The organism is Paenibacillus etheri, from assembly GCF_001012825.1.
GTDB classification, from domain to species: Bacteria; Bacillota; Bacilli; order Paenibacillales; family Paenibacillaceae; genus Paenibacillus_AQ; species Paenibacillus_AQ etheri.
On sequence record NZ_LCZJ02000037.1, the window covers coordinates 251,050 to 272,007 of the forward strand.

A 20,958-nucleotide genomic window follows, 5' to 3' on the forward strand; every position below is an offset into this window, starting at 1 on the left:
GTGCTTCCCGGATGCCACCTTATTTTGGCACTATTTCTCTGAATTCATGCACTGAACATATGAATACGGAGTTTCTTTTAACGGAACTGTGGTAATAAATGAAATGAGGATTGTACAGATGGAGGGATAATAAAATGGATCCACAACGTAAAATAACGCAAGGTCTCCCGCAATTTCCAGAATCACTATGGAGAGACACTACAGATTTACCGACTTTCCCAAAGCTTACTGAAGATATTTCTACAGATGTCGCAGTGGTGGGCGGTGGTATTACAGGAATTACAACAGCCTATCTCTTAAGTAAAGCCGGATACAAAGTCACGATCTTGGAGGCAGGAGAAATTCTTAGTGGCACTACGGGTTTTACCAGTGCAAAAATCTCAGCACAGCACGGGTTAATCTATCATCATTTGATCAAGCATTTTGGTGAAGAGAATGCCCGCCTCTATTATCAATCGAACAATGGGGCTTTGGATTGGATCTTAGACACGGCTGAAGAACTCGAAGTGTCTTGTGGCATGAAACGAGAGGCGGCCTATCTATACGCAGATGCTGAAGATCATAAAACGCTTAAACAACTGGAACAAGAGTTTAAAGCCTATGAACAATTGGGCCTGGCCGGTGAATGGCTCGATAACGTTTCTATCCCTCTGATGGCGAGTGGTGCCATTAAATTACCAGGACAAGCCCGCTTTCACCCACTGCAATATCTGAAGGTCTTGTTGAAGGTTATAGTGGAAAACGGTGGCGTAATCTATGAGCATACGATGATGGCAGACAAGGTGGAGAAGAACGATAAGCTTACGCTTTTTACGGAAAAGAACGACTATCGGATCACCTGCAGTTACGCCGTTTCAGCTTCTCATTTCCCCTTCTACGATGGAGGTGCGTTATATTTCTCGCGACTGCATGCTGAACGTTCCTACTGTCTGGCGATCCAGCCCGAAACGGATTTTGAAGGCGGAATGTATTTAAGTGTCAGCGAACCAACCCGTTCTCTGCGTGCTGTGGAGTGGGAAGGCCGGAATCTAGTTATCGTCGGGGGCGAGAATCATAAGACAGGCCAAGGCATCTGCACGATAGGTCATTATGAGAATCTGGAGCTGTTCGCAGGTCACTTGCTTGGCATCAAATCAATCCCTTACCGCTGGTCAGCACAAGATTTAATTACGCTGGATAGGGTACCTTACATTGGCAAGATTTCGGACAATGAAGAGATTTATATTGCAACTGGATACAGAAAATGGGGCATGACAAGCGGTACCTTGGCCGCTCAAATCATCTCGGACCAGATTCAGCGTAAAGATAATCCTTATACAGAACTGTACGATCCATCCCGCTTCAAAGCTGGCGCCAGCATAAAAAGCTTCATCGTTCAAAACGCCAATGTGGCCAAAGAGCTAGTAGCGGGCAAAGTTGAAATCGTCCACAAAAAGACTGGTGATTTGAAGGCAGACGAAGGGGCTGTTGTCTTCCATGACGGCAAACGAGTCGGCGCCTACAAAGATCCAGAAGGTAAGCTTCATCTTGTAGACAGAACCTGTACTCACATGGGCTGTGAATGCGAATGGAACGATGGCGAACGTTCTTGGGATTGCCCTTGCCACGGCTCCCGATACTCCTTCGATGGAGAAGTATTAGAGGGACCCGCATCGGTGCCGCTAACGAAGCTGTACGAATAAATCCGTTTCGTTTGTGAAATAAATGATGGATTCATGGAAAATCGGTACATTCACGAAAAATCACATCCCTTTACATGGAAGTTTTCAAATCATTTTCCTTTGGGCGATTGTAAATGCCCTATAGCATTCAGGTATAATAGGACATGAATGAAGCGTTAGCTTCAAAAATGTTTAAGGGAGCGTGACGTTAGAGATGGATTTGAGAGGAAAGAGTGTTGTGATTACTGGTGCAGGCAAAGGGATCGGTAAAGCTTTGGCCATGTCACTAGCTAAGGAAGGTGCTAATTTGGGCCTGATCTCCAGAACTTCAGGTGATCTCGAAGCGTTGAAATCAGCCTTAACGGAGGTTTACGACGTTAAAGTCAGCATCGCGGTTGCGGATATTGCTGTACGTGAAGAAGCTGAGCGTGCGGTTGCTTACCTACAAAATGAGTTAGGAACATTTGACGCATTAATTAACAATGCCGGAATTGCAAAATTCGGCACTTTAGTAGAAATGGACCCTGCCGATTGGGAAAGTCATATCCAAGTCAATCTTTACGGCACCTATTATGTAACTCGCGCTGCACTGCCAGCTATGATTGAGAAAAATGGTGGAAATATCATCAATATCTCTTCTACTGCAGGAGAACGCGGCTTCGCGACAGGCTCAGCTTACTGCGCATCCAAGTTCGCACTGATGGGCATGACCGAAGCCCTCGCTCAAGAGGTGCGTAAGCACAACATCCGCGTCGTAGCCTTGACTCCAAGCACTGTAAACACTGGACTTGCTTCCAACGCTGGACTTAAGATCGGTGATGAAGACCGCATGATGCAACCTGAGGATGTAGCTGAATTGGCGTTAACAGCCTTGAAGCTACCGGATCGTGTCTTCCTAAAAACAGCAGGACTCTGGACCACTAATCCGCAATAAAAGGAAGCTGGTGGTTATACGTCAAGCTCGGATTGCACTTTGTGCAATAGAAATGCGACTAGACATGGAGGAAGCAGCCTGGATTGATCGTTGCATTTTGTGCAACAGAATATCTCTGGGAGCGGCAAAAGCATGGTTTGATTGCACTTTATGCAATCAAACTGGAGGAAAACCCTACTTTAGGCGATTTAGCCTCGATTCAATTGTACAAAGTGCAACAGAATAGCTTGTATGGACTAGTTTCTGGCTATTCTGTTGCATATTTTGCAATCAAACCCCACTTTCAGTACAAGAGTAGGCTACTGGAGTTTAGGTACTTATTTAATCGTTGGTACTAATAATTATGTTGATTGCTTGTTGTTAAGCTAGATACTTATAGTTTCTATAGGTGCTTACAGTTACGCCAGGTTCTTGTAGTTACTTGGCGTTCGAATAGACAATAGTTGCATTTTGTACATCTATTCAGCGCAACTAAAAACAGGCAATTCTCGACCTTTCGCAAAATTCATCTAATTTAGTTGCAGAAGATACACTTATCGCTTCGTTCCTAACGAACCAGAATTTTTAAGTGTATAAAGTGCAATTATATTCAACCTAATGTTTATGTATGGATATCACACTACTGAACGGAGGTTTATCTGACATGCTGGTTGTTACAAACACGATTAAGGTTAAAGAAGGTCATGGTGAGGCCATTGCTCAACGGTTCGGAGGGAATAACGGTGTACAGGATATGCCAGGATTCGTCCGCATGGAGGTTTGGCAAGGAAGTGCTAAAGAAGGTGTTGAAGAATTAAAGATCTGTACCATGTGGGAGAATGAGGAGGCATTTAAAGGCTGGACCTCCAGTGAATCCTTCCGTCAATCACACCGTGGTGCTGGTGGCAATGAAGCCATTCTTGGTGCTTCGATCGACAAATATAAGCTTATGATCAGCCGAACTCCCGGTACCAGCAATTAAGTATAGAGATTGGCCGGCTAGTCCCGTTAGCTATTTGCATAACTAACGTCTATGAGATATAGGCCGAATCTTACACTGAACAAAAAGAACGGCTAGCACGATAATAACAACAGGGATGTTCTGAGCCAATGTGGCTTGGAACATCCCTGTTTGTTTTGACAGTGTATCGCTTATTGCTCACTACTACTAGGCAGAGCTTGCTCCACCTCTTGATGTTTCCCCGGCCAGAATGCCCACCGACCAAAAAGCGTCGTAATAGCGGGCACAAGGAACGGACGAACTACAAAAGTATCAAGTAGAACACCTAGCGCGGTGATAATACCAAATTGCACAAGCACCTGAATCGGCAAGCTAGCTAATACAGCAAAAGTACCTGCCAATATGAGGCCCGCAGAGGTAATTACTGAGCTGGTCTCATTTACGCCTTCTGCGATCGCCTGCTTAAGCGGCATGGTCTTACGATTTTTCCAAATATTAGAGATCATGAAGATGTTGTAATCTTCTCCAAGTGCCACCAGGAATACAAAGGAATAGAGCGGAATAGCTCCCTGAATGGCATCTGCCCCCATTACATAGTGAATGATAATCCAGCCTAAGCCAAGAGCAGAGAAGAAGGAGAGAATGACTGTTCCTACCAGATAGATGGTTGCCACTATAGAACGCAGATATATCAACAACAGCAAAGTGATCAATACGATGACAACAGGGATAATCAGATCGGTGTCACGATCTCCAATCTTTTTGGTGTCATACTGAGTCGCTGTCTGACCGCTTACCCACACTTGATCTGCAGGATTCTCAACCCCTACATCAATCAGCGCTTGCTCTGCCGTTGCTAGAAGGGCTGGAATATGTCCCATCGCTTCAAGTGAATAAGGATTGTTCTTAAATTCGATATCATAACCCAGAATATCCTTATTCACAGCGCCCTGTTGCGGATCGGAAACCGTGTCCACATACGTGAGTCCTCCGAGAATGACTTTAAGATCCTCTCCACTCGCTTGCCCCTTAGTATCAATAATCAGCTTAGCAGGAGCTAGTTCTCCCGGAGAAAACTGTGTACCGATGAGGTCGAACCCTTCGCGGGACTCCATATTTTTAGGGAAAGAGGATAGGATATCATACGTAAACTTGATTCCACTGGAGAATGAAGCCAGAATCCCCAATCCGATGACGGTCACGCCTACGATAGCCCAAGGACGTGTTACTACTAAGCCGCCAATTCCTTTTTTACGGGAAACTTTGGGTTCAGGAATAGGTTTGCCTTTAGCCTTAGCCCGCTCTACCTCCATTTGTGGCGTGCGCGGAATGAATGGGAAGAATGAGGTCCGTCCGAAGATCGCCAGCAGTGCTGGTACGAGGGTTAGACTGGCAATTCCCATGATGAAGATAGAAACACTAAATGGAACGGCAAAACGATGATAAGCTCCATACTTAGCCAGCAATAACGCAAACAGTGCAAGCACGACGGTGAAGCCACTCATAGCAATTGCGCCTGAAGATTCGGTAATGGAGCGAAGAAGTGCACGACTCTTGCTCTCCTCTACCTTCAACAACTGCCGGAATCGTGAGATCAGGAACAGACAATAGTCCGTACCAGCTCCGAATAATAAAACAGTCATAATCGAGATCGCCTGTGAATCCACTGTGATCCAGCCTTCTTGTGCCATTTTTCCAAGAATTGGGCTAGTTACACCATAAGCGAACCCAACAGCAATAAGTGGAATAAACGCCAATATAGGCGAACGATAGATCACCAATAAGAACACCAGCACAAGCATAACCGTAGCAATTAACAAGGAAACGTCTGCGTTCTTGAACAGCCCTGTAGCATCTATGGAGATGCCCACTGGACCCGTAACCCGTAAACTCAGGTCTTTTCCATCTACCTTAGCAGCAGAGGGGTCTGCACCCGTCTCCGTGTTTATAATCTCCTTCATTTCTGTCACAGCTTCGCCGAGCTGATCACTATCTGCCGTTTTATCAAAAAGTACCGGAGTTACCAGCGTACTAAGATCCTGAGATAACGAGGCTTGTAGTGCCTGTGGCGGCAGTTGTCCCAATGGGGGAACAAAATTCTGATGGGGCAAGGGTTGCTGCTCCAACCTCTTGTACACAGCAGTGATATGTACTAAATCATCTTGTGAAAGCCCACCTTCTCTATGCCATACGAGCAGCGCAGGCACTCCACTTCCACTAGGGAATTCTTGCTCTGCAATAGCTGCTGCCTGTACCGATTGTGAATCATCAGGGAGGTTAGGCGCATTATTAGCAACCTGAGAATTCACTGCAGGCCATAACAGGGTAAGTGCACCTACAAGCACTATCCATATGAGAAGAGTAATCCACTTCGTCTTTTTTCCTGCCACCCATTTTCCGTAGCCTGACATTCCCTTCATCCTCTCCTTTACCTTGCAGCCTTAAAAATGAGCCGCGGGTCATTTTTTATTCTATCATATATATGCTTTAATTTTTAATCAAACTTTTTTTATTTTCCAGAAAAATCAAAACACTTCATCCCATATAAAATACCCCTCTCTTCACATAAAAAATCAGCAGCATGTGAAAAGAGGGGGTTATGGTTTGCTATACTTTTTCTTTCACTTCATTTAGCCTGCGTCCAAATCTCCTTCGGAGAACTGACTGTTATAAAGATCCGCATAGAAGCCGCCTTGTACCAGCAGTTCCTCGTGGTTGCCCTTCTCGATTACACTACCTTGATTCATAACAAGGATAAGGTCGGCATCTCGAATCGTCGAAAGACGGTGAGCAATTACGAAGCTGGTTCTATTCTGCATCAATGCCTTCATTGCTTTTTGAATCAACAATTCTGTCCGTGTATCGACACTGCTTGTTGCTTCATCAAGAATGAGGATCGATGGATCGGCCAGAATCGCACGAGCAATCGTAATCAGCTGCTTCTGTCCTTGTGAAATATTAGAAGCTTCTTCATTTAACACCGTATTATAGCCAAGCGGAAGGGTGCGGATAAAGTGATCGGCATGAGCAGCCTTAGCAGCACGTACCACATCAGCTTCTGAGGCACCCTCACGTCCGTAAGCAATGTTATCACGGATCGTACCATTGAACAGCCAGGTATCCTGAAGCACCATACCAAATTTGCTGCGCAGGTCACTCCGTCTCATGTTGGTAATATTAACGCCATCAATGATAATTTCCCCATCATTAAGCTCGTAGAAGCGCATCAACAGGTTAATCAGAGTGGTTTTACCAGCTCCAGTAGGACCGACAATCGCTATAGTCTGACCTGGACTAACCTCAATGTTCATGTCCTCAATCAGAATCGCATCTTCTTTATATCCGAATTTCACATGACGGAACTCAACGGAACCTTCCTGAGTACCTTCATCAAGCTTCGCAAGCGTAGTATTAACTTCCTTAACTTCCTCTTCTTCATCCAGAAGTTCAAATACCCGTTCTGCGGAAGCAATAGTGGATTGAATAATATTAGCAATATTAGCTGTTTGTGCAATCGGCTGGGTGAACTGACGAGAATACTGAATAAAGGCTTGAATATCCCCGACATCAATCATTTTCTTAGTAACAAAGATCCCGCCGACTACACAGATCATTACATAACCCAAGTTACCAATAAACATCATGAGTGGCATAATCATACCGGACATGAATTGTGCACGCCAGCCAGAATCATAAAGCTTATCGTTAATATCATCGAAATCCTTAAGGGATTGCGGTTCACGACCGAATGCTTTAATAATCCGGTGACCTGTATACATTTCTTCTACATGACCATTCAACTGACCGAGCGATTTCTGCTGTCCGACAAAATAAGTCTGAGAACGCTTGGAAATAGCCATAATTACAACGAAGCTAAGTGGCAACGTAATAATTGTAATCAAAGTCAGCCACGGGCTGATGGTAAGCATCATTACAATGACACCGATAATAGTGACGATAGAAGTAATCAATTGAGTTAAGCTCTGTTGCAGTGTAGTACTGATGTTATCCACATCATTCGTAGCACGGCTTAGAATTTCCCCATGTGTACGGGAATCAAAATATTTCAAAGGCAATCGTTCCAGCTTGCTGTTAATTTGCTCACGCATGTCGTAAACGACCTTTTGAGCTACACCAGCCATTACATACTGCTGAATATAGCTAAACAGAGCACTAAGTAAATACAGACCCGCAAGTATGATCAGGATATCATTAATGTATCCAAAATCAATGGAGGCTCCCTCTACACCCATTAATTTACCGTAAGCACCTTCGAACAGTTTAGTTGTTGCTTTACCCATAACCTTAGGACTGAAAATACTGAATACAGTACTGGCAATAGCCATAACAAGAACGATAATTAATTGAACCATACGAGGTCTTAAATACTTAATCAGACGACGAAGTGTACCTTTAAAGTCTTTGGCCTTCTCTGCAGGCAACCGCATGCCAGGACCGCCACCAGGTCCTGGACCTTTATGGGCACGCGGAGCAGCAGATTTGTTGTTTTGTTCGCTCATGCTATTTCCTCCTCTGACAGCTGCGAGGATACGATCTCGCGGTACACATCACTGCTCGCGAGCAGTTCACGGTGAGTGCCCATTCCGGCGATTTCACCCTCATCAATAACAATAATCCGATCGGCATCCATAACGGTACTAACCCGTTGAGCTACGATAAGAACTGTGGATTCCGTAGTTTCATCTTTGAGTGCCGCGCGAAGCTTAGCATCTGTTTTGAAATCTAGTGCTGAGAAGCTATCGTCGAACAGATAAACTTGAGGTTTTCTTACAAGCGCACGTGCAATGGACAACCGCTGTTTCTGACCACCGGAGACATTACTACCGCCTTGAGCAATTTCCGAATCAAACCCCTCTTTCATTGCTGACACGAAATCGTAGGCTTGAGCTACCTTGGTTGCATGAATAATTTCTTCATCGGTAGCATCCTCTTTACCATAGCGAATGTTTTCGTTAATCGTACCTGAGAACAATACTGCTTTTTGAGGGATGTAACCAATCTTGCTCCGTAGCTCTTCTTGTGTCATCTCACGTACATCTACTCCGTTCACACGTACAGCACCTTCGTTAACATCATAGAATCTTGGAATCAAGCTAAGCAGCGTAGATTTACCTGAACCTGTACCACCGATAATGGCAGTAACTTCACCTGGACGAGCAATGAAGCTAATATTCGAAAGTGCAGGTTGTTCCGCGCCAGGATAAGAAAAGGAAACATTATCAAATTCAACAAAACCACGCATATGATCCCGGCCATCTTTTTTAGTAGCTTGAGCCGTTGTTTGCAATTCACTCTCTGAAGGATCTGTGAACTCCGGCCGCATATCGAGCACTTCATTGATACGCAAGGCAGAAGCTGACGCACGAGGAATCAGTACGAACATCATCGATACCATAATCAGGGAGAACATGATTTGCATCGCATATTGAATAAATGCCATCAGTGAGCCAACTTGTAAATCGCCATCGCCAATCCGTATTCCACCAAAGTAAAGAATTGCGATCATGGAAAAGTTCATAACAATCATCATAAGCGGCATCAAACCGGCCATGATTTTATTTACTTTGATCGCTGTGTCTGTCAGATCACGGTTAGCCTCGGAGAAGCGTTTATTCTCATGATCAATTCGGTTAAATGAACGGATAACACGGATACCCGTTAAATGTTCACGTAACACCAGATTTAATTTATCGAGCTTGATCTGAATAGCTTTAAAAAGTGGCAGACCCTTCATTCCAATTAAGAAGATAGCTCCTACAAGTACAGGAATAACGACTACAAAAATCAAGGATAATTTAGCATCTTCAGATACTGCCATGATGATACCACCAATCATCATCATCGGTGCACCGATCATCATACGCAGCATCATAGTAAGTACAGTCTGTACCTGCGTAATATCATTCGTTGTACGCGTGATTAAGGATGCAGTACCGAGCTTATCGAACTCATGTAGCGTAAAATTCTCTACATGGTTAAACACACGAGCACGGGTAAGTTTACCGAACCCCGCTGCCACTTTTGCCGATAAATAACTCGCAATGACTGAACATAAAGCCCCGCCCCCTGCGACTAAGAGCATGAAGCTACCTATTTTCCAAATATAAGTACGATCTCCCTGAACAATTCCTTTGTCGACGATGTCAGACATCAGCGTAGGGAGGTATAAGTCGCCCATGGACTGTAAGAACACAAGAATTAATACAGCACCAATAGCTACTCGAAATGGCTTCAGTTGTTTAAATAATTTAATCATGCTTCTCATCTCCGTTCATTTGTAGCCTATCCCAATTAGGTGGCGGATTATCCTCAACGAATGCATGTACTTTCAGCAATAGTTTCGTGAGCTGCTTAGTCTCTTTTTCACCTAAGTACTGTACGAGCTCATCAAGCATTGCATCTCTGTATTGCTCTGCTCTTCGTGTGAGTTTTTTTCCGCTCTCCGTCAATTTCACACGTACGACTCTTCGGTCCGAAGAATCTGCGTGTCTTTCCACCATCTGCTTCGCCTCAAGACTATTAATCAACTGCGTAATAGTTGGAGGTGTGAATCCGAGAAGTCGGCTGATTTCAGATATCTTCAGACCCTCATCATCTGAATGATTCCATTTTTCAATGCATATCATTAAAGTCATCTCACTCGGCTTATGGCCTTCAACTCCCTTTTGCCATTGGCCTTTATGCAGCCGTTTCATCGCCGCAAAAAGCTCGTGTGCGACTGAATTTTCAATATTTTCTGTATTTCCTCCGTTTATCCCAATTTCTTTCACCTCTAATTTAGTTAGGTCAACTAATTATTAAATACTATATTATTTAGGCTACCTAATTATATTTTCGGCGAAACGCTTTGTCAAATGTTGAATACGCTATCAATTATTACGAAAAAGAAAACTCCCAAGCACAATGGCAAGGGAGTCCAATTTCGTATATGTATTACTCTGTATTGTAAGAATACTAAATAGATCGTTTCAATCTTACCAATTAGCTCCGTGCTCGTTAGTCGTGATACCTCCATGGCTTCCAGAGCCTACAGGTCCGATAATGATGAAGCTAAACAATGCTAACACACTTACCATCATCAATAGTGATTTTTTCATGCTGTCTCACCTCCTTTATCAAATTTCTATATTTGTTTTGCTGATCAGTAGTAGCATAATCCCTATTTGTCTCAAATAAGGTTACGCAATTAATGAAATCTTTTCCATTGTTCTGCTTAATGGCTAACTCCAAACACTGAATAATATAATCTACGCCTGTATTGTACTGTTTACGGGTTATAAGATACATCGCGACTTGATAGTTTAAACGATATACACGATCCACATTATTTGGCTCCTGAAACTCCTCAAATCGCAACATCTCACGCGAGAAACGCGAAAGCACACTGTCGGCTGAAAATCCATGGCGGTTCGCTGCATCCATAATAGTAATAAGACCTACCAAAATTTCACCAGGATGATCAGCCAAAAAAGCTGTATATTCAGGTAAAACAGCTACATTTCCCGCTAACATCTCCAGCGTAAAGCTATTGGCCGTTGCAAACATCCGGAAATGTTCTACAGCTTCACGGCCTTCCTCATCCATCATTTCAAACCAGCTTAGATCAGCGTAGCCTGCAGTATACTTTTTTGCTGCTTCATATTTACCTTGCTTGGTCAGAGCAGTCGCTTTAAGCAAATATCCATGACCATAATAGACGATGAGCGGACGCTCCGTACGAAGATCTTCCGCTCTTCTACCTACACTCTTCCGAAGTTGATCTCGATATACGGCATTTGCCAAGGTTCTCAGTTCATCAGCAAATTTTTCCATATCTACCCATCTACGCAGACCGTAGCATAATTGTGATAGCATAAGCAGACCATCCAATTCCATATTCTCAGGAAGACGGCCTCTAAATGGTCCAAAAGTGATTACCGCACGTAATTTCTCATCTGTATCAACGATCGATTGCATCGATCTAAATATACGAAAATGACTGATCGCCAATCTCTCAGAGTAGCTATCGGACTCATTCTCAGTCACGGTTTTATAAAAATATATGGATTCATCTACTTTACCTTTATTAAACAATTTATCAGCGATCGAATAAACGATATCTAGCGATTTCGGATATTCCAATAATCTGTTTAATGTATCATCAATGCATTGCTGTTTGCCTAGTTCAGCGCAACGTATTAAAAAAGGCTCCACCCTGCGGCGTGAGACCTTCTCCTCATTGAAGCATTCATCAACGTACAGTGGATACAACCAACCATCAGGAAAACCAAAGGCTTTAATGATGGCATCTATTTGTCCCAAGGACATAGGCTTCGGTGGATTCCCATGCAGAATTGCACTGAGACTTCCTCGATTCAGGCCACAAATTTTTGAAAAAGAGGCGAGATTATGGCCGGAGCGGGACAAATTCTTCTCAATTTCTGAGCGTATAGTTGTTAACTTTCCCTCCACTCGGCACCCCCAAAGTTCGACTTGAAAAGATTCTATTAATTGACATTATAGGTTAAAGTTATGGATTGTACAACAAATAGATTGTACGACAAAAAGAGGAGCGTATTTCTCTCCTCTTTATCGGTTGGAACTTCATAATGAGTTAATTCTATGGATGTTTCGTAGTTTAAATTATTGTAATGGCAGCTTTTGAGATTCAGCCGTAGGCTGCTGCACCTGACTTGCGACTACGCAAATTCTCCATCATTTTATGTTGTGCCAGCAAAATATAACTGTCCAATCGCTCACTTAGCTCTAAGACCGTACGGTCACTAAGACTCCGTTGCTCCGCGACTTCCAGCAATTCGCATCTAAGGCTCTCTATAGTCACAAACAGCTCATCTTCTCTGTAGTCTCTTCTATAAACATTCTCGGAAGAACCTTGATATAGTGTCACAACTCTCTCCTTCTCTCTATCAACTTCTCCTCCTATCATAATCCATGATACCAAAAAACATATTTTCAAAAAAAAGAAAAATTTGCAGAACATCTACAAAAAATAAAACAGCTGTTTATTTAAATGTTTCATAGGCTAGTAGGAAAGCTCATTTGTGTACTATTCTCTCAGTAGTCCTTTTGCAAAAGAAATCCATTCACGTGCTGCAAAAGATAAATAACGGTCTCTACGCCATGCCATAGCGATCTGCCAGGGAATTACCGGATCTGTCAAAGGAATGACTACCAATCGTGAGCGATCCATGTCGCGGCAAATGGTTTCGGGCAATAATGCGATTCCCATTCCCGCGGCTACCATCTTGCTGATTAAGTCCCATTGTGAACTCTCATATATCACTTTCGGCTGAAATCCAGCCTTCACACATTCCGTAATAATCCGATCATGCAGTGTGAAATCCTCCCGGAACAACACGAACTCCTCTTCAGCCAGCTCACTTAGCGGAACAAGCTCTGCCTCGGCCAGCCGATGTCCTATAGGCAAAATAAGATTCAGCTTCTCTTCAACGAAGGTGAAACAATGAAGTTTGGCTGTATCTACAGGCAACACGACCATTCCAATGTCCAGCAGTCCCGTTTCTACATCTTCCTCCACTTTTTTGGCCCCATCCTCATGCAGACGAATCGTAACCTGCGGATAACGTTTATGAAATTGACCAATCACCGATGGAAAAAAGCTCGCTCCTACCATTGGAGGCAGGCCGATGCGGATGTGGCCTTGCTCCAGATTTCGTAAGCTATCTAGCTCGGATGACAAGCTGGCGAAAGACTCCACGATATTTTGCGCTTTGGTGAACAGAATTTCCCCTGCGTCTGTAAGTCTTACACTCTTCCCTTCACGATAGAACAAGTCTGCCTCCAGCTCGACCTCCATATTCCGAATCATCTTACTGATCGTGGGCTGTGTTATATATAATGATTCGGCAGCTCTGGTAAAACTTTTCATTCGTGCCGCTTGAACGAAATATTCTAATTGTCGGATATCCATTTTTGTGCCCCCAATCCATAGACAAAAGGAATGTCATTTATTCGATCTATTCATTTTACCTATGAAAACAATCGATGTAAACTTTCATTATTATGAAAGGAGCGAAGCCTTATGAAAAAGATTGTTATAGGCTTGCTGCAGGTAGCGGGACTTATGTTATTCTCTTTACTTATCAATGCTGTGACCCCATTATTGCATATCCCCATTCCCGGAAGCATACTCGGAATGATTATATTGTTTCTCCTGCTTGAGTTCGGTGTCATTCGTCTGAATTGGGTAGAGGTTGGCGCTTCTTGGCTACTCGCCGAACTCCTACTGTTCTTCATTCCATCTGCTATAGGTGTAATGAAATACGCTAACATTCTGGAAACGGATGGATTACGCATTCTTGCCGTTGTCGTCTTAGGCACATTTGTTGTGATGGTCAGTTCCGGATTACTTACCAGTAGAATTTATAAAGCGAAGGAGCGAAAAGGATCATGTTAAACGCTCTGTTATTCTTTGGCCTCACGGTAGCGGTGTATTTACTCGCGAAACGTATCTATGCTTCGACCGGCAAAGTCTACACCTCTCCATTAATCATCACACCAGTAATTATGATCCTCTTTCTGCTCATAACGGGCATTACTTATGACTCATACAATGCGGGAGGAAAATGGCTGACGGATTTGCTGCAACCGGCAACCATGGCCTTTGCCATCCCTTTGCATAAGAACTTCAAGGTACTCAAAAAGCACGCCGCCGAAATTGCGGCAGGCGTGCTGTCAGGGACGATCGTTGCGGTGATCTCTTCCATTCTGCTCGCCAAATGGCTGCATGTTAGCGGCGATCTGGCAGCCAGTCTGGTACCACGTTCGGTAACTACACCGATCGCTATGAGTATCTCGCAAAGTATCGGCGGTGTACCGAGTATTACGGCAGTCTTCGTCATTATTACCGGGATACTCGGTACAATGATGGGCCCTACTGTACTTCGCATCTTCCGCATTGAGAATGAAATTGCGCGCGGTGTATCGCTGGGAACCGCTGCACATGGTACAGGAACGTCCAAAGCCTTCGAGCTTAGTTCACTGACCGGAACCATCTCCAGTATTGCGATGATTCTGTCCGCGCTGTTATCTATAGGTGTGGCGCCAGCTTTGCTCGCGATATTCCTCCACTAGGCTAACCCAGCTTGGGCCAAGGGCATGTCTCTTTAGTACATCTAAAGTAGCATGTCCTTTTTCTATGAATCGAACCTTAGAACTTAACAGGCAATCCGCTTTGCGCTGAATCGTAGGCCGCACAGGTGACTTTGAGGGTCTTGTATCCATCCTCATAGTCGCATAAAATGCGTGAGCGGTCCCCCGTCCGTACAGCATGTATGAAGGCTTCACTTTCTACTAAATATGGGTTTCCTGTATTCTCAAATTCGGTACTATTGCCGCTTCGCACTTCCAAGAGACGATCCGGGTTCCAGTCCAATAGTCCCCGATCATTATAGAAGCTAAGACCTACACTTCCCACCTCATCAGGTAAAACGCATGTATTTGAAATATTAGCAATAATTCCATTTTCAAGCTTCAGGGATACGGTGCCTACATCTGCCACGCTCACACCTTCATGCTGCTCATGCATAATCCGGTTTCCGAACATGCCGTAGACTTCCTTCACTTCTCCGGCTAGATAGCGCACCAAATCGACGATATGTGTAGTCTGCTCTGTGAATTGTCCTCCGGATTGCTTCTGATCACGCCACCAAGCTACGCCTGGCATGCCGCCCATCCATTGCCCCATAATCATACCAACCTTGTCACCACGCAATGTTTCTTTCAGACGTTTAGTGTTCTCCTGATAGCGGAAATGATATCCTACCGAAGTTAGTAAATTATGTTCCTTAATATCCTGAAGTAGGCTTGCGGGAATTTCAGTAGTCATACTAAGCGGTTTTTCTATAAAAAAGGGAATATCTCTCTTGATTAATGATCGTTCGATCGCACCATGAGATTGTGGAGGCACACAAATATAAACAGCATCAAGCTCTTCCGCATCCAGCATCTCCGTAATATCACCATATCCAGCAGCACCGTATGGACGTGCCATATTCTCGCCTTTGGCCTTACTGCTTCCGCAGACCGCCTGCAAACGGACATCCTCCATCTCTGCCAGCAAATCAGCATGTACCTTAGAGAACCAACCTGTACCCACAATACCCACTTTTAATGCCATTCTTTTTCCTCCTGCCGATTGATTATGTATACCTTTTCATAGATTATACCCTCTTATGAGCGGATAAGTTAATCTCTCCATTCTTCGGGAAGCAAATGCATATAAGGGCTCTGCAAAAATCGATCATCCGCGAGCACAATAATACCCGTATCTGTCTCGCTACGAATCAACCTGCCTCCGGCTTGCAATACCTTGCACATTCCGGGGTAGACATAAGCATAATCAAAACCATTTTTACCTCTGGCATTGAAATACTGACGCAGTAGATTACGCTCAAGACCTAGCTGTGGCAGACCCACTCCGACAACCATTACCCCATTGAGACGATCTCCTGGCAGATCTACACCTTCCGAAAAAATCCCTCCGAGTACAGCAAATCCTAACAGCGTCTCGTCATTGTCTGGACTAAATGAAGCTAAAAAGCTTTCTCTAGCCTGCTCACTCATGCCCGTATCCTGCATCAAAGTCCGTATTTCGGGGTAATTCTCGGTAAAGGCCTGATATACATTTTGCAAATAGACGTACGAAGGAAAAAACACCAGATAATTGCCCTTCTTTGAGACCATTTGACTCAATGCCCGAGACAACGGGATTAGGGAAGCTTCCCGGTCATGATAACGTGTGGAGACAGGCAGTATGGTTACCTCCCACTGCTCCTTCTGAAAAGGAGAGGAGACGGTTAAACTATAATCTTCTTCCACCGCACCAATCATATCCCGATAGTACGATAATGGGGAAAGCGTAGCAGAGAACAGAATCTGACTTCGAAAGCTCTTAGACATTTGCCGGAGCAAATGCGAAGGATCCAAATTGAATAGCTTGATATACACATCACCGCGCCGAACCTCAGCATAGGTTATGTAGCGTTCATCATAGGTCTTAAAGGTGCGAAGCATCCCTTGAACTGCAAAATAGGTATCCAGGAGAACATTTTCTCCTTCTTCATTCAGAGGAACAATGCTGGCGCTTGGATGAATAAGCTCCTGTTCCGCTTCCAAAGAAAAATTCTCAAGCAAGGCTGGCAGCTCCTCCGGGAATGAAGCCCATTGTCCTTGCCCCTCATCATTACAAATTTTACGAAGGGAGATAAAAAAAGCATTTACCGATTTAGCTGCAGCACTCAAACTTTGGTTTACTCCCTTGTACTGACGCTGGGTCTCCAGAAAAGGGGCCTTCAGCAAAGAGGCGGAGAACATCTCCCGTCCTCGGTCTACCAGATTATGCGCTTCATCTATTAGAAGCACCGTTTCTCTCTTTCTTTCCTCCGTTAGCCGTTTCAGGCTGATCCGGGGATCATATATATAATTGTAATCGCAAATCACCGCATCACAGGCATAGGCTGCATCCAGCGAGAACTCAAACGGGCACACTTTATGTTTGTGAGCATACAGTGCTAGGGTGTCTCTGCTCATCAGCGTCTCATGCTCTAACAAATCCATTACAGCATCGTTAATCCGATCATAATAGCCATCCGCATAAGGACAGGAATCCTTACCGCAAATCCCTTCATCTCGAAAACAGGTTTTCTCTTTAGCGGTAAGTGTGATGACATGCAGCTGAAGTCCCTGCGTCAGCAGCAGCGAGATAGCTTCCTGCGCGGCAAAACGGGTAACCGTCTTAGCCGTTAAATAGAACAATCCTTTAGCTTGTCCTTCGCCCATGGCTTTAAGGACCGGGAACAGCGTCGACATTGTTTTTCCGATGCCGGTGGGCGCCTGAGCGAACAGACTGACCTTTTCCACGATGGATTTGTACACGGCTCCGGCAAAATGCCGTTGTCCTTTTCGATAAGAAGGAAATGGAAAGCTCAACTCGCGAAGGCTCTGCTCTTTCTTAGCATCATGACGAACCATCATCTCGGCATATGGAGCATATTTGGCCACTGTGTCATTAGCGAATGAGGTCAGTTCTTCTAAAGACAACGTTCGGTACAAGCTTTTTTGCTCATCAGTAGCCCGGTGGACATAGGTAAGCTTTACCTGAATAGTGGAAAGCTCCTGCTCCAGCGACACCATATATGCGTACATCAGCCCTTGTGCCCAATGAACCTCATGTCCTTCTTCCAGCATATCCAGCAGTCCGGAGGTTGATTTGATTTCTTCGACGGTAAGGCTCCCATCCTCCGAGACAAGCAATCCATCACAACGCCCATCTATTATATAAAGTAAGCTACCATAAGGGATCACTGTTTTCAGATAAACCTCTTTGCGGTCACCTTCCTTATATTGTTTTTGAATTTTCTGATGAATGCGTGTTCCTTCAACCATAGAGGAAGTACCATGAAACCCAGGTTCAATACTACCGCTGCGAAAAACGTACTCGACGAGAGTTCTAACAGACAGGGTTACAGTATGATCCAACTATTCTCACCTCCCTTAATTAGCCATATATCCTTTTTGTTCCCAATGTCTGTTTTGGTCCTTTAATCGCTGTATAACCCCATGGGATAGCATAAAAATCATCTTTCACCCATGTGTATTTAACTTTACGCACTCCACAAAGCTTATACTTACGCTTTCGGTTTTTGACTTTCTTCTGCTAGCCCTGCATAATAAATTTTAATACTATGGAGTCATTTTGTCTTGGCGCTGTTTCGTCCTGTTTGAGAAATGGCCTTTTATCATGTAGAAAGAGGGGGAAGCTGTGTCATCCTTTAATATTAAACGTTGGATCATTAAACCTTTTGTGTTTTTCACAATACTTTTTATCCTAAAAGCATTTCTGGCTTGGGGCGTCATTTTTGATGATGTGCTGCCTTGGAAATCATTACTGACAGAAATCCCTTTTGCCTGGGCGCTCTTCTGTATTATTGAGCGGTTCGCCTCCAAACGAAAGCTTGGATATTACATGACCGTCAATTTGTTAGTAACAGCCATCTTTTTCGCAGCCATTATGTATTTCAAATATTATGGAGTTATTGTAACTTACCATGCCGCAGAGCAAGTGAATCAAGTCACAGCCGTCAGCAACAGCGTATTCTCACTAATGGATCCTTACTACCTGTTAATCTTTACAGATATTATTGTCCTAGGAGGCTATTTCTTCTTTAATAAGAAGGGCCGTGTCTATAAAAAAGAGAATATCAACCGCCGTAACGGAAAAATAAAATATAGTGTTCTATTCGCAGTCTCACTAGGTCTATGCTTGTTCAACATTTTGCCTAATAAGGCTAGTATGAATGAAATTAAGAAAGCTCAGGAGATGGGTATTCTTAATTATGAAGCCTATACGATCTTTGCGAAAGAAGAACCAGAGCTTGTGCAACCAGGTGACATTACGCAAGAGGCCATCAACAAGGTGAAGGGGATTAATACTGCAGCTAGTTCTCCACTTCACGGCACGGCTAAAGGCAAGAATCTTATTATCATTCAATTGGAATCCTTCCAGAACTTTTTACTCGGTCTTAAGCTAGACGGGCAAGAGGTTACACCTAATCTGAACAAAATCATGAAGGATAGTCTTTACTTCCCTAATTTCTATCAAATGGTCGGTCAAGGGAATACGTCAGATGCAGAGTTCGTTGTGAATACTTCAGCTTACATCCCTCCACGTGGAGCTGCAACGATGTCCTATGTGGATAAGGTTCTACCAAGTCTGCCACGTTTACTTAAAGACAATGGTTATCAGACCGCAACATTCCACACGAATGTCGTAGAGTTCTGGAACCGTGGTGAGTTGTATGAATCACTGGGCTTTGATCATTATTATGATCGCAAGTTTTTCGGTGAAGATGATGTTTTCTTTTTCGGCGCTTCTGATGATACGCTCTATAGTAAGACAGCCGATAAGCTAAAAGACATGAGCAACGAGGGTCAACCTTTCTACGCTCAGGTTATTTCGATGTCAGCGCATCATCCATTCACGGTCCCTGAGGAAAAATACCGCATGAAGCTGCCAGAGCGTTACGAAGGTACTTTTGTGGGTGACTATATCCGTTCCCAGAACTATGCAGATGATGCCTTCGGACATTTTGTAGAAGAGCTTAAAGCGAATGGCGTATGGGATAACAGCGTGATCATGATTTATGGAGATCATATGGGACTACCAATTTATTCTCTCGATCATGATGATAAGCAATTAATGACTGAAATTTATGGTCATGAATATACCTATGCGGATATGTTAAACATTCCTTTGCTCATTCGTGCAGGAGACAGCACAGCACCACAGACCTTAGAGCAAGTCGGTGGCGAAGTGGATATCATGCCAACTGCTGCGGGTCTTCTTGGAATTTCATTAGAGAATAACCTAGTTTTCGGTCAAGATCTACTCAGTCAGACTTATAATTTGCTGCCAGAGCGATATTATTTACCTTCTGGTTCTTTCATTTCCAGCTCAGGACTACTTATTCCGGGAAACAGCTTTGAAGATAATACACAATATCCTGTTTATAATGGAAAAGCACCGGCTGCCACTGAGGATGAATACAACCGAGCATTGAGACTCCTACAGCTTTCCCACAGCTACATTACGCAGCTGCCAGACAAACCAATTGAACCATAAGCCATTCGTAAGATAAGTATTTCAAAGAAGGCCACCTTCTCTCCGGAGAAGGTGGCCTTCTTTCTGTATCCATATGTTAAAGCTAGAGATTTACCGTTCCTGTTCCTCGATCATACGGTAGTACTCTGCAAACTTTTGCAGCTCTTCCGGCTTTAGTATGGATAAATGCTCAGCAAGCAGCTGTTTTGAACGGAAATGTCCTTCTTCAAGTATTTGCTGACCTTGCTCGGTGATGGTGACTACAACCGCTCTCCGATCCGCCCCATCCGTCTCACGCTTAATAAAACCCAGCGCTTCCAGACGATCGAGCATCACGGTAATAGCACTGGATTTGACCTCCATACACTCCGCCAGCTGTACCACCCGCGACTTCTTCTCTTTCGCTACTATATTTAACAGACCCATCTGAGGTACAGTAAGTCCGAGTTCTTTATGCAAAGTCCTTTGAGACATGATCTTACGCTGTACTCTCCACATGGATAACCCAAGACGCTCTATTAACGGATCTAAATGATGCGGCATCCTTGTTTCAACTCCCAATCCGTTTTTTAATAACTCAAGCGTACCACTAGAACTGGTTAGGATTCAATGTTTTTGTCTACTAAACATTTCATAATCACGTTTATTTCCATAATTCTTCCACCAATTTACAATATCCGACACAAAAATACTATATTCTATGTAAGGTTATAAGCTTAACGATAGGCTATAATCGTAGCAGTGAGAGCGATTGTCACCGAAAACATAATTTGTCAAGGTT

Annotated in this window: 16 protein-coding genes; 6 read left to right on the forward strand and 10 right to left on the reverse strand. The window is 43.9% G+C overall.

The features are described 5' to 3' along the window. The first annotated feature begins 134 nt into the window (after positions 1-134). The 3 genes from UQ64_RS24640 to UQ64_RS24655 all read left to right on the forward strand — a co-directional run bounded on the left by UQ64_RS24640 (position 135) and on the right by UQ64_RS24655 (position 3,556). A complete protein-coding gene (locus tag UQ64_RS24640; protein WP_060626019.1) occupies positions 135-1,682 on the forward strand; it encodes an FAD-dependent oxidoreductase in 1,548 nt (515 codons plus the stop codon). Positions 1,683-1,875: 193 nt separating this feature from the next. After that, the gene (locus UQ64_RS24645; RefSeq protein ID WP_060626020.1) at positions 1,876-2,595 is read left to right on the forward strand and encodes a 3-ketoacyl-ACP reductase; all 720 of its coding nucleotides are present in this window, start codon (positions 1,876-1,878) and stop codon (positions 2,593-2,595) included. Between the two features lie 643 nt (positions 2,596-3,238). Continuing rightward, entirely contained in the window at positions 3,239-3,556 is a 318-nt protein-coding gene (locus tag UQ64_RS24655; protein WP_042192566.1) for an antibiotic biosynthesis monooxygenase, read from the forward strand. A 170-nt stretch (positions 3,557-3,726) separates the two neighbouring features. On the opposite strand, the gene UQ64_RS24660 is transcribed toward UQ64_RS24655, so the two are convergent. From UQ64_RS24660 to cidR, 7 genes are all read right to left on the reverse strand, one after another. After that, complete coding sequence (locus UQ64_RS24660; RefSeq protein WP_060626022.1) at positions 3,727-5,955, reverse strand: MMPL family transporter; 2,229 nt, start codon at positions 5,953-5,955, stop codon at positions 3,727-3,729. A gap of 210 nt (positions 5,956-6,165) precedes the next feature. Then, positions 6,166-8,055 (reverse strand): ABC transporter ATP-binding protein, encoded by a 1,890-nt coding sequence (locus UQ64_RS24665; RefSeq protein ID WP_060626023.1) that lies wholly within the window; start codon positions 8,053-8,055, stop codon positions 6,166-6,168. Further along, positions 8,052-9,812: an ABC transporter ATP-binding protein gene (locus UQ64_RS24670; RefSeq protein ID WP_060626024.1), complete on the reverse strand. Its 1,761-nt coding sequence runs from the start codon at positions 9,810-9,812 to the stop codon at positions 8,052-8,054. The genes UQ64_RS24665 and UQ64_RS24670 overlap by 4 nt, the downstream gene beginning before the upstream one ends. Beyond that, a complete protein-coding gene (locus tag UQ64_RS24675; protein WP_209445875.1) occupies positions 9,805-10,326 on the reverse strand; it encodes a MarR family winged helix-turn-helix transcriptional regulator in 522 nt (173 codons plus the stop codon). The genes UQ64_RS24670 and UQ64_RS24675 overlap by 8 nt, the downstream gene beginning before the upstream one ends. 280 nt (positions 10,327-10,606) lie before the next feature. After that, positions 10,607-12,007 carry a hypothetical protein gene (locus UQ64_RS24680; RefSeq protein ID WP_060626026.1) on the reverse strand — a complete coding sequence of 467 codons (1,401 nt, stop codon included), beginning with the start codon at positions 12,005-12,007 and terminating at the stop codon, positions 10,607-10,609. Between the two features lie 196 nt (positions 12,008-12,203). Further along, positions 12,204-12,443, reverse strand: a complete 240-nt coding sequence (locus UQ64_RS24685) for an aspartyl-phosphate phosphatase Spo0E family protein (RefSeq protein ID WP_060626027.1) — start codon at positions 12,441-12,443, stop codon at positions 12,204-12,206. Positions 12,444-12,602: 159 nt separating this feature from the next. Further along, positions 12,603-13,487: a cidABC operon transcriptional activator CidR gene (gene cidR, locus UQ64_RS24690; RefSeq protein WP_060626028.1), complete on the reverse strand. Its 885-nt coding sequence runs from the start codon at positions 13,485-13,487 to the stop codon at positions 12,603-12,605. A gap of 111 nt (positions 13,488-13,598) precedes the next feature. Here cidR and UQ64_RS24695 point away from each other — a divergent pair, with 111 nt between their 5' ends. Both UQ64_RS24695 and UQ64_RS24700 read left to right on the forward strand, forming a co-directional pair. Continuing rightward, positions 13,599-13,973 carry a CidA/LrgA family protein gene (locus UQ64_RS24695; RefSeq protein ID WP_060626029.1) on the forward strand — a complete coding sequence of 125 codons (375 nt, stop codon included), beginning with the start codon at positions 13,599-13,601 and terminating at the stop codon, positions 13,971-13,973. Further along, positions 13,967-14,650: a CidB/LrgB family autolysis modulator gene (locus UQ64_RS24700; protein WP_060626030.1), complete on the forward strand. Its 684-nt coding sequence runs from the start codon at positions 13,967-13,969 to the stop codon at positions 14,648-14,650. The genes UQ64_RS24695 and UQ64_RS24700 overlap by 7 nt, the downstream gene beginning before the upstream one ends. A gap of 76 nt (positions 14,651-14,726) precedes the next feature. Here the strand turns inward: UQ64_RS24700 and UQ64_RS24705 are convergent, their stop codons facing one another. Continuing rightward, positions 14,727-15,695, reverse strand: coding sequence for a Gfo/Idh/MocA family protein (locus tag UQ64_RS24705; protein WP_060626031.1), 969 nt, complete (start codon positions 15,693-15,695; stop codon positions 14,727-14,729). A 68-nt stretch (positions 15,696-15,763) separates the two neighbouring features. Continuing rightward, the gene (locus UQ64_RS24710; protein ID WP_060626032.1) at positions 15,764-18,055 is read right to left on the reverse strand and encodes an ATP-dependent DNA helicase; all 2,292 of its coding nucleotides are present in this window, start codon (positions 18,053-18,055) and stop codon (positions 15,764-15,766) included. 283 nt (positions 18,056-18,338) lie between these two features. On the opposite strand from UQ64_RS24710, the gene UQ64_RS24715 reads away from it, so the two are divergent. Continuing rightward, positions 18,339-20,198 carry an LTA synthase family protein gene (locus UQ64_RS24715; RefSeq protein ID WP_060626033.1) on the forward strand — a complete coding sequence of 620 codons (1,860 nt, stop codon included), beginning with the start codon at positions 18,339-18,341 and terminating at the stop codon, positions 20,196-20,198. A 90-nt stretch (positions 20,199-20,288) separates the two neighbouring features. On the opposite strand, the gene UQ64_RS24720 is transcribed toward UQ64_RS24715, so the two are convergent. After that, complete coding sequence (locus tag UQ64_RS24720; RefSeq protein ID WP_060626034.1) at positions 20,289-20,720, reverse strand: MarR family winged helix-turn-helix transcriptional regulator; 432 nt, start codon at positions 20,718-20,720, stop codon at positions 20,289-20,291. Between the last annotated feature and the right edge of the window lie 238 nt (positions 20,721-20,958).

Bases quoted from the DNA above. Each gene is read 5' to 3' on its own strand.
- cidR (WP_060626028.1), bottom strand. From the start codon at position 13,487: ATGGATATCCGACAATTAGAATATTTCGTTCAAGCGGCACGAATGAAA.
- UQ64_RS24700 (WP_060626030.1), top strand. From the start codon at position 13,967: ATGTTAAACGCTCTGTTATTCTTTGGCCTCACGGTAGCGGTGTATTTA.
- UQ64_RS24705 (WP_060626031.1), bottom strand. From the start codon at position 15,695: ATGGCATTAAAAGTGGGTATTGTGGGTACAGGTTGGTTCTCTAAGGTA.
- UQ64_RS24655 (WP_042192566.1), top strand. From the start codon at position 3,239: ATGCTGGTTGTTACAAACACGATTAAGGTTAAAGAAGGTCATGGTGAG.
- UQ64_RS24645 (WP_060626020.1), top strand. From the start codon at position 1,876: ATGGATTTGAGAGGAAAGAGTGTTGTGATTACTGGTGCAGGCAAAGGG.
- UQ64_RS24660 (WP_060626022.1), bottom strand. From the start codon at position 5,955: ATGAAGGGAATGTCAGGCTACGGAAAATGGGTGGCAGGAAAAAAGACG.
- UQ64_RS24695 (WP_060626029.1), top strand. From the start codon at position 13,599: ATGAAAAAGATTGTTATAGGCTTGCTGCAGGTAGCGGGACTTATGTTA.
- UQ64_RS24670 (WP_060626024.1), bottom strand. From the start codon at position 9,812: ATGATTAAATTATTTAAACAACTGAAGCCATTTCGAGTAGCTATTGGT.
- UQ64_RS24720 (WP_060626034.1), bottom strand. From the start codon at position 20,720: ATGCCGCATCATTTAGATCCGTTAATAGAGCGTCTTGGGTTATCCATG.
- UQ64_RS24640 (WP_060626019.1), top strand. From the start codon at position 135: ATGGATCCACAACGTAAAATAACGCAAGGTCTCCCGCAATTTCCAGAA.
- UQ64_RS24665 (WP_060626023.1), bottom strand. From the start codon at position 8,055: ATGAGCGAACAAAACAACAAATCTGCTGCTCCGCGTGCCCATAAAGGT.